General features: G+C 33.2%; 8 protein-coding genes. 2 read left to right on the top strand and 6 right to left on the bottom strand.

The genetic code is table 11. The annotated features are described in order from the left end of the window. Window positions 1-11: 11 nt before the first annotated feature. The 6 genes from ACKTTR_RS15510 to trxA form a co-directional block, all read right to left on the bottom strand. Window positions 12-701 carry a fibronectin type III domain-containing protein gene (locus ACKTTR_RS15510; protein WP_408028689.1) on the bottom strand — a complete coding sequence of 230 codons (690 nt, stop codon included), beginning with the start codon at window positions 699-701 and terminating at the stop codon, window positions 12-14. Next, window positions 701-4,627, bottom strand: a complete 3,927-nt coding sequence (locus tag ACKTTR_RS15515) for a thrombospondin type 3 repeat-containing protein (RefSeq protein WP_408028690.1) — start codon at window positions 4,625-4,627, stop codon at window positions 701-703. The genes ACKTTR_RS15510 and ACKTTR_RS15515 overlap by 1 nt, the downstream gene beginning before the upstream one ends. Window positions 4,628-4,742: 115 nt before the next feature. After that, window positions 4,743-6,080 carry a deoxyguanosinetriphosphate triphosphohydrolase gene (locus ACKTTR_RS15520; protein WP_408028742.1) on the bottom strand — a complete coding sequence of 446 codons (1,338 nt, stop codon included), beginning with the start codon at window positions 6,078-6,080 and terminating at the stop codon, window positions 4,743-4,745. Between the two features lie 127 nt (window positions 6,081-6,207). Beyond that, complete coding sequence (locus ACKTTR_RS15525) at window positions 6,208-8,595, bottom strand: ribonucleoside-diphosphate reductase subunit alpha (protein WP_408028691.1); 2,388 nt, start codon at window positions 8,593-8,595, stop codon at window positions 6,208-6,210. A gap of 175 nt (window positions 8,596-8,770) precedes the next feature. Then, a complete protein-coding gene (locus ACKTTR_RS15530; RefSeq protein WP_408028692.1) occupies window positions 8,771-9,742 on the bottom strand; it encodes a ribonucleotide-diphosphate reductase subunit beta in 972 nt (323 codons plus the stop codon). 307 nt (window positions 9,743-10,049) lie between these two features. Continuing rightward, window positions 10,050-10,409, bottom strand: coding sequence for a thioredoxin (gene trxA / locus ACKTTR_RS15535; protein ID WP_408028693.1), 360 nt, complete (start codon window positions 10,407-10,409; stop codon window positions 10,050-10,052). A 141-nt stretch (window positions 10,410-10,550) separates the two neighbouring features. Between trxA and ACKTTR_RS15540 the strand changes: the two genes are divergently transcribed. Together ACKTTR_RS15540 and ACKTTR_RS15545 are read left to right on the top strand one after the other, a co-directional pair. Further along, complete coding sequence (locus ACKTTR_RS15540) at window positions 10,551-12,710, top strand: prolyl oligopeptidase family serine peptidase (RefSeq protein WP_408028694.1); 2,160 nt, start codon at window positions 10,551-10,553, stop codon at window positions 12,708-12,710. A gap of 112 nt (window positions 12,711-12,822) precedes the next feature. After that, the gene (locus ACKTTR_RS15545) at window positions 12,823-14,925 is read left to right on the top strand and encodes a M13 family metallopeptidase (RefSeq protein WP_408028695.1); all 2,103 of its coding nucleotides are present in this window, start codon (window positions 12,823-12,825) and stop codon (window positions 14,923-14,925) included. Window positions 14,926-14,969 lie beyond the last annotated feature (44 nt).

Raw genomic sequence — 14,969 nt, forward strand, 5'->3', positions numbered from 1 at the left:
AAAAACTCTTTTTAGTTTATAGTAAAACTCCAAACTTGTCCTATCGACTTCGCTCCAGAGTTATCTTTAGTATTTATTTTCCAATAGTATGTTTTACCACTTTCAACATCAACTTCTAAACTAGTAGCACTTAAGTTTTCTTCTTTTATTGTTGTTGGGTCTGCATCTTCTCCAAAATATACATCATAGGTTAATGTATCTCCAGTATTTGAATCAGCCCCTTTCCATTCAAGAGTTATGGTAGTTCCAGATATCGTTCCTTCATCCTCTGGTTTTACTAATTCAGCTGTAAATGGTGCAGTATTTGTTTCTCCTTCACCTTTAGTGTAAAAAGCAAATACCTCCGATGGTTCTCCTTCTTTCCCTTTATTATCAACTGCTATCACCCTCCAATAATGAGCCACTCCTTTATCTAAAGCAATAGTTATGTTCGACGCAACTGCAGTTTGAGTTTTAATAATATTTGTTAATTCTCTATTAGTAGCTATCTCAATTTTATAACTAATGTTGTCATTATTTGGATCTGTAGCATCACTCCAATCGAAAGGAATGCTATTATCAATACACAGTAAGTTTTGTGTGGGATATGTTAGGGTTACTTTGGTTGGTGCTTCATTTACAGGCTCTTTACTTCCTCCACCACAACTGAATAAAAATAATGTTGCTGAAAATAATCCTAGTGCTTTAAGTACTCTTTTCATTATTTTAATATTTTAAATGTGTTTGCTTCATCTGTTCCTAATTTTAAAATATAAATTCCTGATTTAAATTTATCGAAAGGAATAGATAACTCATTACCCTGTTTGTTAATCTTGTCTTTTAATACAATTTTTCCTGTAACATCATAAACCATAACCTCAATAGTTGATGCTGTATCATTAGGAACTAGTAAGTCAATAGATTCTGAAACTGGATTTTTCTTAAGGAATATATTGTCGATAACTGTTTTAAATCTTCCTTCACATTCTTTAGCTGTTTTAACTTCTAAAATACCACTTCCTTGAACATTAATATCAAACGTTGAGTTATTAAATGTATTAATTAAGTTTCCGTTTAAATATACATTGTAAGGAGCTGTACCCGATGTAACATTTATTGTGTATCCTTTCGATGCGTTATTTTTAGCAACTTTTAATGAAACTGGGCTTGTTTCTTTTATTTGAACTTCGAAACATTGCACATAATCATCTCTATCATTAACCTTAACACACACTTCATATGCACCCGGTACTAGATTTGAAATTGTTTTTGACTTTGTTGTTAATTGTTCAGAGACATCTGTTGAGGTTCCTTTTACTGTAATGGTATAACTTACAAAGGTTTGTTTAACGCTCACGGTGATTTTTCCATCGTTTTCATCTGCACAAGTTTCTGATGTAGTTTTGATAGAAATATTATCAGTATTCTTGTAACTAGTATCACAAATATCACCTACTCCGTCTTCATTACCATCTGCTTGGTCGGCATTTGCTGTAGTTAAACAATTGTCTACATCATCCATTATACCATCTCCATCGGTATCTTGACAAGCATCTCCTATCCCATTATTATCAGCATCTGCTTGATCTGGATTTGCTTTTGTTGGACAATTATCGTTAATATCTAAAATACCGTCACCATCCGTATCTTGACAAACATCTCCTATTCCATTATTATCAGTATCTGCTTGATCTGCGTTTGCCGTGTTTGGACAATTATCTACTCCATTTAAAACACCGTCATTATCAGCATCTCCATTAGGATCTAAAATAAATTTACCTGAGAAAATACCTCTACCATATGTAGCAGCAAAAACTACATTATCATCCCTTAAATCTAAATCTAGAACAGGAACATTACTCATCCCATTGTATGACTGGGCCCAGTTAGGAGAAACATCATTAAAGTTTTTCGTTTTCCAAACACCTAAATCTGTTCCTATAATAACTTCGTTAGGACTTAGTGGGTTTTGTAATATTGCTTTTACAGGAATATCTGGTAAATCCCCTTCTTTGCTTACCCAATTACTTCCCCCATCATTTGAGTACCAAATATTTTTTACCCCATAATTGTGCATAGTAACAAAAATTTGGTTTTCAGTTTCACCAAACTCGATATCAGATATTGAACCTATAAAATCGTTTCCTGTAATATTAAACCATGTCCCTGAACCTGAATCAGCATTCTCTACTTTAAGTAACCTTCCATTTTTTAATCCTACAAATAGTTTACTTGAAGTAGTCGTATAAGGTGAAACTCTCAATGCTGATGGTCTTGCATTCATTAATGAATTAATCAACAAGCTCTTTTCTAGAGATGCTTCGTTTAATATATTAGAATACCTTCTAATTACAGGAGTTGTTGAAGAAGAGTAGTTTGAATATAAAATATTAAGATTTGAATCTAATTCTTCTTGATTTATAAAATCACCATTAGATGTATCTTCTTCATTAATAGTAATTACCTGATTATTTGCTAAGTTTTTTAATTCAATAGCTTGATTATAAACATAGTTAACAATATAATATTTATCTGTTCCATCTGTATCAAAAAAACTTGCTGCTCCATCTCCTCCAAAAACTCTTACAGCACTATTTATTCCTTCAGTGGCTTCTTTGATTAATCTAGTTCCATTGTCTTGTGCACCAGCTAAAAAATACTCTGCACCTCCAAAAGCTGTTGTTGGAGCAACACCTACAGTGTAAAACTGAACAGTATTATAGTTCTTATTCCTTTCTCCTATTGTGATTCCTGAATTATCAGAGAAGTAAACTCCTCCATCATTTCCAAAGACCATTCTGTTAGAAGAAGCAAATGCTAACCCATGATGATCTGCGTGAACATACTGTTTTCCAAAACCTCCATACCAATGAGATAATTGTCCCCATGTTTCTCCTCCATCTATTGACTTAAATAAATCTATCCCTCCAACATATAGTGTATTTTCATCATTTGGATCTACCTTTATTAACAAGTCATAAAAAGCTTGTCCTCTAGTAAAATCATTCGCTTCTATATCAGTATCCGCATCATTTGGTAATGATGTTTCATTAACTGTAGTAAAGCTATCTTTCGTTTTTAAAATTTTTACTGGTGCTTCAGAATCATTAACTTCTGCTAACACATATACCGTTCCTGCATTGGAAGGTGATATTGCAATTTCAGTTCTAAGTCCATTTTCAATGGAATGAACTAAGTTAAAATTCTCTCCATCAGTCGATTTTAAAATAGCTCCCCCTCCATCTCTGAAAGTAAAGCTTCTTGTGGTACTTAAGTAGATAGAGTTATCAGAGGCAATTTCTAAGTTATTTGGTTCATAAGGGTTTCCTCCTGATGTCTTTGGAAGGTTTATTTTGGTAAAATCCGTACCATTAGTTGATTTATAAACACCAATGCTATCTCCTCCTAATGAAATACCCCCTGTATATCCTGCTTCTCCTGCCGCAACGTAAACTTCTGAAACTCCAGCATTATTTCTTACTACGATATCGTTTATGTGCTGTATTCCTGGAACAGTAGTCGAATTTGTCGCATCCTCTTTTAATTTTGTTAACGTTCCATTTACAGAACCCGTAGATAACTTCGTTATTATAGCATTCCCTATTTCTTGGTTTATCATTACAGCTGGAATAGTTACTGATTCTGCCCCATCACCTGCAGCCATGTTAAAAGGAGGTGTATTTTCATTATTGATTACAATTACAGCTACCGCACCTGCATCTTGAGCATTCTTGGCTTTTACTGAAAAATTACAAGTTCCTCTTCTAATAACGGCTATTTTTCCATTTAACTCAGCTGCGTTTGTAATAGCATCGCAACCATCTTCTGTTGGAACTGTAGCATCTATAACTAAAACTAAATCTTTTGTAATAGGTGTTGTAATATCACCTCCAAAAGCAGTTGTTAATACTGAGATATAATCTCCTCCTATTTCGGCAGGTGAATTAATTGTTAGTTTAGAGTTTGTATCTAAAAAACTTTCACCTGTAACTCCTCCTAACACTTTTGACCAAGAGTTTCCTCCATCAGTAGATTTCCATAAACCATCTCCGTTTACATCTCCATTTACATAAGATTCTCCAGTTCCTACATAAAAGATTTTTGAATCATTTGGATCTACAGCTATACATGACACTGCCAAGTTCTCAGGTATTCCCACACGAACCCACTTAGAAGCTGAATTTGATATGTTTGTATTTTTCCATAAACCACCACTAACACCTCCTGCAAAAACAGTTTCATTAGTAGCATCGTTTGGATCGAATAAAAGTGCTCGTGTTCTTCCTCCAACATTATCGGGTCCTCTTTCTACCCAAGCATTATCAGTATCACCAGGTACTTTTCGTCCAATTCTTCGTTTATTTAATTCCTCTTGAAGTCTGTAAACATTTTCTTTATGTGTTCTCCCTGTACTAGGGTTAATTTCACTCAAATATTTCTGTTCAAAATAAGCATTAGGGGGTAGCCCTTGTGCTTTTCTTTTTTTCTTAGGTAGGTTTCCCGTTTTTTGAAAAGGATGTTCTTGTAAAATTTTTGCATGCTGTTTTCTTAGTTTGTCAATCTCTGTTTCGTTATTAACTGAAACTTTAAGAACAACACTACATATAGCTAAAATTAAAAAGCTAAAAAAAAGTATTTTTTTATTCATAATAAAGTAGTTGATGAATATTATAACAGATAATTTCTATTTTACCCTAATTATTTTGGCAATAATACATCAAACACCTCTTTTTTAAACAAAAAAACTAACTATTTAACACTTTCTAACTAATATTCCCCATTATTTTTCTGTGTAAACGAATAGCATATCCATCTGATAAACCTGCAACATAGCTAGAAATTTGCATAATTCTATCATATAAACTCGCTTTATCCTGTTGGTATTCTTGTGGAATTAGATTCAGCACCAACTTATCATAATTAGATTGTTTATTATCAAACTTATTGTTTGAAGCAGTTACAAAAACATCTAAAAGGTCTGCGATGATTTTATACCCTGCAACTTCTTTTTCAATAACCTCTTTACTTCTGTAAATTTTATCGACGCTTATTTTAATAATATCATTAATCTGAGCTTCGTATTTACATTTATCTAATAATCCTTTATCGAACGTTCCATTTAAAATAGCTTCTTCATTATCTAAAAAGATGGCTACTGCTTCATTAATTAATACTCCAATGGCTAAAGCTCTTAAATAACTTACACGATCTTTAGTATGCTGTAATGAATGATATTTTTTACTATCAATCGTATCTTTTACCAACTTAATCATGTATTCTAAGGCATAATCTTCTTCAATTAAACCTAGATTGATTCCATCTTCAAAATCGATAATTGTATAACAAATATCGTCTGCCGCTTCTACTAAGTAAGCTAATGGATGTCGGTAGTAAGAAACTCCTTCAGACTCCTTTTTTAATAATCCTAAGTCTTGTGCTACATCTAAAAAAGCATCCTTTTCTGACTGAAAAAAGCCATATTTCTTATCTACTATATGCTTAGTCGGTTTCTTTGGTAAACTCTCTTTAGGATACTTTAAAAAAGCTCCTAGAGTTGCATACGACAAACGTAAACCTCCTTGAATTCCTTCTCTATTTTCTGTAAGAATTTTAAACCCATTAGCATTTCCTTCAAAATCTATTAAATCTTGATATTCTAAGTCGGTTAATTGGTCTTTATACTGAAGTCCTTTTCCTGTTTTAAAATATTCTCCAATAGCCTTCTCTCCTGAATGTCCGAATGGCGGATTCCCAATATCGTGCATTACCGAAGCCGCAGCTACAATCGCTCCAAAATCGTTAAAGGTGTATCCTAACTCTTTTAAATTTGGATGGCGCTCTAACAGCTCCTTTCCTACTCTACGTCCTAAAGTTCTTCCTACAACAGAAACCTCTAAACTATGCGTTAAACGTGTGTGAACGAAATCGGTTTTTGATAATGGGATTACCTGTGTTTTATCTTGTAGGCTACGAAAAGCCGATGAAAATATAATTCTATCAAAATCTACCTCAAAACCTAAACGTGTTTCATCTTGTTGTGCACGTTCACGTTTTTGGGTATCGCCAAAACGTTTTAGAGATAGGAGTTGTTCCCAGTTCATCATTAGAGTAAAATTTTTTCGAAAATAATAAAAAAGAGAAGCCTATCGACCTCTCTTTATCACTTTTAATTTAATTAGTAATTTTCATTGTTAACAAAACTAACTTATTTTGTTTGTAATGATATTTTTAAGACCCACACATTAAACAATCGTCTGGACCTTCTGCATTTTTAGAAGCTTCAACCATAGCTTTAAACTCTTCAGGACTCATTGGTTTGTCTTCTTCTTTCTTTTCTATATTTAACGTAAACTGCTTCGCGTTTACAGCAGACTTTGTACGTAAATAGTACATTCCTGTCTTTAATCCAGATTTCCAAGCGTAGAAGTGCATTGATGTTAACTTCGCATAATCAGGGTCTTTCATAAATAAGTTTAACGATTGAGATTGATCGATAAAATATCCTCTATGGCGCGCCATATCAATAATATCTTTCATACTCATTTCCCAAACTGTTTTGTATAAATCTTTTAGTTCTTGAGGAATTATGTCAATATGTTGAATAGATCCGTTTGCACGCATAATATCCTCTTTCATATTGTTATCCCATAAACCTAATTCTACTAAATCTTCTAATAGGTGTTTATTTACTACAATAAACTCTCCTGATAATACTCTACGTGTGTAAATATTAGAAGTGTATGGTTCAAACGCTTCGTTATTTCCTAAAATTTGAGAAGTAGATGCTGTAGGCATTGGTGCTACTAATAGCGAGTTACGAACTCCGTGTTTTTTTACTTCTTTACGTAACTTAGCCCAATCCCAACGACCACTTAATTCATCATCATTAATTCCCCACATATTATGTTGGAATTCTCCTTCTGACATTGGTGAACCTTTAAAAGTAGAGTAGGCTCCTTTTGCCTTAGCAACTTCCATTGATGAGGTTACAGCTGCAAAATATAAAGTCTCAAAAATTTCTTGGTTAAGCTTCTTCGCTTCTTCTGAAGTAAATGGTAAACGTAACATGATGAAAGCATCTGCCAACCCTTGAATTCCTAATCCTACTGGACGATGACGGAAATTAGAGTTTTCTGCTTCTTTTACAGGATAATAGTTACGATCAATTACTGTATCTAAATTACGGATTACTTTTTTAGTTACTTTAAATAACTTTTGATGATCGAAGAACTTATTTCCGTTTTCATCTTCAGCAACAAACATTGGTATTGCTATCGATGCTAAGTTACATACTGCCACTTCATCTTCTGCAGTATACTCCATAATCTCAGTACATAAATTTGAAGAACGAATCGTTCCTAAATTCTTTTGATTTGACTTACGGTTTGCTGCATCTTTATACAACATGTACGGAGTACCTGTTTCTATTTGTGACTCTAAGATTTTCTCCCATAAATCACGTGCTCTGATAGTTTTTCTTCCTTTTCCAGCAGCTTCATAACTTGTATATAAACGCTCAAACTCTTCGCCATAGGTATCGTATAAATGAGGACACTCGTGTGGACACATTAACGTCCAATCAGCATCTTCTTGTACACGCTTCATAAATAAATCTGAAATCCACATTGCATAGAATAAGTCACGCGCACGCATTTCTTCTTTACCGTGGTTTTTCTTCAAATCTAAAAAGTCAAAAATATCTGCATGCCAAGGCTCTAAATACATTGCAAAAGAACCTTTACGTTTTCCCCCTCCTTGATCTACATAACGTGCTGTATCGTTAAATACACGTAACATAGGTACAACTCCATTTGATGTTCCGTTAGTACCAGCAATATAACTTCCTGTAGCACGGATATTATGAATAGATAAACCTATACCTCCTGCGGATTGTGAAATTTTAGCTGTCTGTTTTAAGGTATCGTAAATTCCATCAATACTATCATCTTGCATTTGTAGTAAGAAACAAGATGACATTTGTGGTTTTGGCGTACCTGAGTTAAATAACGTTGGTGTTGCATGGGTAAAATATTTTTTACTCATCAATTCGTATGTAGCAATTGCCTCGTCAATATCTTCTTTGTGGATACCTATAGCAACACGCATTAACATTTGTTGCGGACGTTCAACAATGTTTCCGTTTAATTTTAATAAATAAGAACGTTCTAATGTTTTAAAACCAAAATAATCGTAGTTAAAATCACGACTATAGATAATTGTTGAATCTAATTTATCAGCATTATCCATGATGATTTTATATACATCATCTGCTAGTAAAGGAGCTTTATTTCCTGTACGTGGATTAATGTATTCGTACAAATCGGTCATTGTTTCCGAAAACGATTTTTTGGTATTCTTATGTAAGTTAGATACGGCAATTCTCGCTGCTAATTTCGCATAATCAGGATGAGCAGTTGTCATTGTCGCAGCAATTTCCGCAGCTAAATTATCTAATTCAGAAGTAGTTACCCCATCATATAGTCCTTCAATAACACGCATTGCTACTTTTACTGGATCAACAATATTGTTTAATCCATAACACATTTTTCTAACCCTTGCTGTGATTTTATCGAACATCACAGGCTCTTTTCTGCCGTCTCTTTTTACTACATACATATTGATATTGGTTTTTGTTGGTTAATAGCGTCGCCAAAACATAGTTGTTTATGACAACATGTAAAATGTTAATACTAGTTTGTTTCGTTTGAAACGATTATAACGCCAAAGCACTGTAAAAAGTACTATAGCAGAGTAAATACTGCATGTAGGGGAAATAGCAGCTTATTGGTTCCTAAAAATCTGCATCAAAGCTGATGCTTCCTGTACCTCCAGATTTTACTCCGGCTTTTTGGTACTCTGATACTCTCTTTTCAAAAAAGTTAGTTTTCCCTTCCAATGAAATCATTTCCATGAAATCAAATGGATTAGTAGACTCATATTCTTTTTCGCATCCGAATTCTAAAAGTAGCCTATCGGTAACGTACTCTAAATACTGAGTCATTAACGTTGCATTCATACCTATTAAACTTACAGGTAAAGACTCCGTTATAAACTCTCTTTCAATATTTAAAGCTGAAATTATGATATCTCTAATTCTTTCTTTTGGCACTTTATTTACTAAGTGATTGTTGTGTAAGTGTACAGCAAAATCACAGTGCATACCCTCATCACGAGAAATTAACTCGTTTGAGAATGTTAATCCAGGTAGTAATCCACGTTTTTTTAACCAGAAAATTGAACAAAAAGATCCTGAAAAGAAAATTCCTTCAACTGCAGCAAAAGCAATTAAACGCTCAGCAAATGAATCAGATTCAATCCATTTTAATGCCCAATCTGCTTTCTTTTTTATGGCAGGAAAAACTTCTATTGCCTTGAATAGTCTATCTTTCTCTTCTTCATCCTTAATATACGTATCAATTAATAATGAATACGTTTCAGAATGAATATTCTCCATCATTATTTGGAAACCATAAAAGAATTTTGCTTCTGAGTATTGAACTTCGTTTACAAAGTTTTCTGCTAAGTTTTCATTTACAATTCCATCAGATGCTGCAAAAAAAGCTAAAACATGCTTAATAAAGTAACGCTCATCGTCTGTTAACTTAGAATTCCAATCTGTTAAGTCTGAATGTAAATCAATTTCTTCAGCTGTCCAAAAACAGGCTTGTTGCTTTTTGTACCATTCCCATAAGTCATTATGTTGAATTGGAAAAATTACAAATCTGTCTTTATTTTCTTGTAAAATTGGTTCAATCGATGCCATGCTTTTTAAGCTCTTTTTAGTGTGTTATTTTTTATTCCCTGAGTATAGAAACAAAGATTGGAAAAATTGCTAAATTCTGAAAGCTATACTTATTCACAAATCCCTTGAAGTTTTTAACAAATCACTTTTTATTCTTCAATTTACAACATTTTTAAGTTTTTACAAAAACTTAAAAATCAATACTTTAAAAATAAAAAAAACGCTTGATAAGTGATACTCACTGAGTTTCTTATTTTGTGTTTCAACATAAAAAAAGTGACACAAAATGTATCACTTTTTAAACCTTTATATTCTTCTTTTTTTTAGGTTATTTTGTAACCTTTAAAACATCTTCAATTATTTGTTCAATTTGTTTTTTTGGTAATGCTCCATGAGCCATTTGAGGTTCATCTTTAGCAGGACAAAATAACATAGAAGGAATACTTCTTATTCCAAAAGCTGCAGATAACTCTTGCTCAGCTTCTGTATCTATTTTATAAATATTAATTTTTCCTTCATACTCTGCACTTAATTCTTCCAAAACAGGAGCCAATGCTTTACATGGTCCACACCAATCAGCATAAAAATCAATTATTGTAGGTAATTCTCCTTCAAACTTCCATTCTTTATTTTCTTCATAGTTAAAAACCTTTTTTAAAAAAGCTTCTTTGTTTAAATTTTCAGTCATGCTTATTATATTATAATTATGTAAAGGTAGTCGTTTTTATTTCAATAGATTTACAAGGGTATTTTTGTTAAAGTCATCTTAAAATAAATGACTATGAGCGTTTTTCTTCTAAATTTGGTCCAATTAACCAATTTTTTAATCATGAGAAAAATCCTTCTTCCCATTATTTGTGCAGGAACAATTTTAGTTTCTTGTAAAGAAGAAAAGCAATCTAAAAAAAATATTAGTGTGAACTATCCAGAAACAACTAAAAAACCTGTTGTAGATGAATATTTTGGTACTAAAGTAACTGATAACTATCGTTGGCTAGAAGATGATAGAAGTACTGAAACTGAAGCTTGGGTAAAAGCTGAAAACGAAGTCACTTTCGATTACTTAGACAAAATTCCATATCGTGAACAGTTAAAAGACCGTTTATCAGAATTGTGGAACTACGAAAAAGTAGGAACTCCATTTAAAGAAGGTGACTACACCTATTTTTATAAAAACAATGGATTACAGAACCAATACGTTTTGTATAGAAAAAATAAAGAAGGTAAAGAAGAAATTTTCTTAGACCCTAATACATTTGCTGAAGATGGAACAACATCGTTAGGTTCGGTAAGTTTTACCAAAGACGGAAAAACTGTAGCCTATGCAATTTCTGAAGGAGGAAGTGATTGGAGAAAGGTTATTATAATGGATGCTGAAACTAAAGAAATAAAAGAAGATACTTTAGTAGATGTAAAATTCTCTGGAATAGCTTGGAAAGGAAACGAAGGTTTTTACTATTCTAGTTATGACAAACCTAAAGGAAGTGAATTATCTGCTAAAACAGATCAACACAAATTATACTTCCACAAGTTAGGAACTCCTCAAAGCTCTGATGAAGTTATTTTTGGAGCTACTCCAGAAGAAAAACATCGTTATGTGGGTGGATATTTAACAGAAGACAACAAATACTTATTAGTTTCTGCTTCAACCTCAACTTCAGGAAACAAATTATTTATTAAGGATTTAACAGACCCTAACAGTAAGTTAACTCCTATTATTAACAATTTTGATAGCGATACGGGTGTAATTGATAGTAAAGGGAGTAAGTTATATTTAGTAACCAACTTAAACGCTCCTAACAAGAAAATTGTTACTGTAGACGCTGCAAATCCAACACCAGAAAATTGGGTAGATTTTATTCCTGAAACTGAAAATGTATTATCTCCGTCTACTGGAGCTGGGTATTTCTTTGCAAAATATATGGTAGATGCTGTTTCAAAAGTATTACAATATGATTTTGACGGGAAATTAATCCGCGAAGTAAAACTACCAGGTGTAGGAACCGCTGGAGGTTTTGGAGGAAAAACAGATGCTAAAGAATTATACTTCTCTTTTACCAACTACAATACTCCAAGTTCTTCATATAAGTTCAACCCAGAAGATGGAGCCTATGAATTATACTGGAAACCTGCTATTTCATTCAACGCAGATGACTATGAAAGTAAACAAGTATTTTATACTTCGAAAGACGGAACTAAAGTTCCTATGATTATTACCTATAAAAAAGGATTAGAGTTAAACGGTAAAAATCCAACTATTTTATATGGTTATGGAGGATTCAATGTAAGCTTAACTCCAAGTTTTAGTATTGCCAATGCAGTTTGGATGGAACAAGGTGGTGTATACGCTGTACCAAACTTACGTGGTGGTGGTGAATATGGTAAAAAATGGCACAATGCAGGTACACAGTTAAAAAAACAAAATGTTTTTGACGATTTTATTACTGCTGCTGAATACCTAATTAAAGAAAATTATACTTCATCTGATTATTTAGCTATTAGAGGAGGATCAAACGGAGGTTTATTAGTAGGAGCTACGATGACGCAACGTCCTGATTTAATGAAGGTAGCTTTACCTGCAGTAGGAGTATTAGATATGTTACGTTATCACACATTTACCGCTGGAGCTGGTTGGGCTTATGACTACGGAACTTCTGAGCAAAGTAAAGAAATGTTTGAATACTTAAAAGGATATTCACCAGTACACAATGTAAAAGAAGGTACTCAGTACCCTGCAACTATGGTAACAACAGGAGATCATGACGATCGTGTAGTGCCTGCTCATAGTTTTAAGTTTGCTGCTGAATTACAAGATAAACAACAAGGAGATAACCCTGTATTAATTAGAATTGAAACCAATGCTGGTCACGGAGCAGGAACTCCTGTAGCAAAAACTATTGAGCAATATGCCGATATTTTTGGATTCACTTTATTTAATATGGGCTTTGAAGCATTACCTAATGCTCAAAAATCTAAAATAAAGAGTTAAAAATTGTAACATTTTTATAAAAACAGACTCTTATTAGAGTAAATTTACTACCTCGAGGCAAAATCCTCGAGGTAGTTTGTTAAAATTAAGATTCATTCAAAAAACATTAAAAATGAAAACCATTCACAAAATGCTGTTTACTACTGCCGTTGCTTCTTTAGGAGTTATTGCATGTAAAACAGACAAAAAGCCTGAAGAAAAAGTACAGGCAATTGTTTTAGAAAACATGGATACTTCGGTTAAACCTACCGATGATTTCTTTAGATATGTTAACGGTTCTTGGATTGATAACACTGAAATTCCTGCTGATGAAACTTCTTGGGGAGGATTCAATCAATTAAGAAAAACTACTACCAAAGATGTGTTAGCAATCTTAAACAAGGCTATTGAAGAAGGTAACTTTCCTAAAATAAAAGATGCTGAAGGAAACGAAATAGATTCTGATCAAGAAAAAGCTGTAAACTACTACGAAACCATCATGGATACCGTAGCTAGAAATAAAGCTGGTAAAGAACCAGTACAACCTTTCCTTCAAAAAATTGAAGAAATTAAGGACTTAAACGACGTACAAACTTTCATTACCAACATGGCTCCTTATGGAGGTGCTGGTTTTTATGGTTTTGGTGTATTTAACGACCTTAAAAATAGTAGTATGAATGCTGGTTACATGGGAGCTGGTGGACTTGGTTTATCAAGAGATTACTACGTAGATGAAAAGGTAAAAGACAAACTTGAAAAATATGAGGTGTTTGTAGCTAAAATGTTACAAGAGTTTGGTGATGACGAGGCTACAGCTAAAAAGAATGCAGCAACTATTGTTGCTTTTGAAAAGAGTTTGGCTGAACCTAGAATGACAAAAGAAGAACGTAGAGATACTCGTAAAATATACAACCCAATGACCCTTGCTGAATTAACTGAATTAGCTCCTGTAATTGATTGGGAAGCTCATTTAAAAGGAATTGGTGTTGATCTTGAAGGATTAGATGGTGCTAAAGGTCTTGAAAAGATTATTGTTACAGATCCAGGTTACTTCAAAGCAATGAATGAAGTACTTAAAAATAGTCCTATTGAAACTGTTAAATTATCATTACGTTGGAATGCTATTAACAACTCATTAGGTTTATTATCTACTGATTTAGAAAAAGCTAATTGGGAGTTTTATAGCAAAGAAATGCGTGGAGCGAAACAACAACGTCCAAGAGACGAGCGTGCTTTAGCTAACTTAAATGGTGCTATTGGTGAAGCTTTAGGTAAGTTATATGTGGATGAAAAATTTCCACCTGAAGCGAAGCAAAAAGCTAAAGAGATGATTGATAACGTAATGTTAGGTTTTGAAAAACGTATTGCGCAATTACCTTGGATGAGTGCTGAAACTAAAGAAAAAGCTTTAGAGAAATTACACAAATTAACTGTTAAGATTGCATATCCTGATAAATGGAAAGATTACTCAACTTTACTTGTTAAAGGATTGGATCAAGGTGGTACATATTTTGACAATGCTGTTAATGTTCGTAAGTGGAACTTTGAAAAAGATATGGCTAAATTAGGTAAAGAAGTAGATAGAACTGAGTGGGGAATGTCTCCTCAAACTGTAAATGCTTACTTTAACCCTGTAAACAACGAAATCGTATTCCCAGCAGCTATTTTACAACCTCCTTTCTATAACTATAAAGCTGATGAAGCTGTAAATTATGGAGGAATTGGGGCTGTTATTGGTCATGAAATTTCACATAGTTTCGATGACTCTGGAGCTCGTTTTGATGGTGATGGAAACTTAAAAAACTGGTGGACAGAAGAAGATTCTGAAAAGTTCAAAGAAGCAGGAAGCAAATTAATAAAGCAGTTTAGTGATATTGTTGCTATTGATAGTATGAACTTAAATGGTGAGTTTACTTTAGGTGAAAATATTGGTGATTTAGGTGGTGTACAAGCTGCTTATGAAGGGTTACAAATTTTCTTAGAAAAGAATGGTCGTCCAGAAAAAATTGACGGATTTACACCTGAACAACGTTTCTTCCTTTCTTGGGGAACCATTTGGAGAACTAAAATGCGAGATGAAGCATTAAAAAACCGTATCATGACTGATACTCACGCTCCAGGAATGTACAGAGCTTATATGCCTCTTAAAAACGTTGATGCTTTCTATGAAGCATTTGATGTTAAAGAAGGAGACAAAATGTACTTAAAACCAGAAGATCGTGTAAGAATTTGGTAAAATCAACTAAAAAATAAGTACCTTTAAACCAGTGTGTAAGCACT

It is taken from the genome of Tenacibaculum litoreum (genome assembly GCF_964513915.1).
Lineage (GTDB): Bacteria > Bacteroidota > Bacteroidia > Flavobacteriales > Flavobacteriaceae > Polaribacter > Polaribacter litoreum.

Excerpts from the sequence above, each read along its gene's own strand:
- ACKTTR_RS15540 (WP_408028694.1), top strand. The coding sequence starts at position 10,551 with ATGAGAAAAATCCTTCTTCCCATTATTTGTGCAGGAACAATTTTAGTT.
- ACKTTR_RS15530 (WP_408028692.1), bottom strand. The coding sequence starts at position 9,742 with ATGGCATCGATTGAACCAATTTTACAAGAAAATAAAGACAGATTTGTA.
- trxA (WP_408028693.1), bottom strand. The coding sequence starts at position 10,409 with ATGACTGAAAATTTAAACAAAGAAGCTTTTTTAAAAAAGGTTTTTAAC.
- ACKTTR_RS15525 (WP_408028691.1), bottom strand. The coding sequence starts at position 8,595 with ATGTATGTAGTAAAAAGAGACGGCAGAAAAGAGCCTGTGATGTTCGAT.
- ACKTTR_RS15545 (WP_408028695.1), top strand. The coding sequence starts at position 12,823 with ATGAAAACCATTCACAAAATGCTGTTTACTACTGCCGTTGCTTCTTTA.
- ACKTTR_RS15520 (WP_408028742.1), bottom strand. The coding sequence starts at position 6,080 with ATGAACTGGGAACAACTCCTATCTCTAAAACGTTTTGGCGATACCCAA.
- ACKTTR_RS15515 (WP_408028690.1), bottom strand. The coding sequence starts at position 4,627 with ATGAATAAAAAAATACTTTTTTTTAGCTTTTTAATTTTAGCTATATGT.
- ACKTTR_RS15510 (WP_408028689.1), bottom strand. The coding sequence starts at position 701 with ATGAAAAGAGTACTTAAAGCACTAGGATTATTTTCAGCAACATTATTT.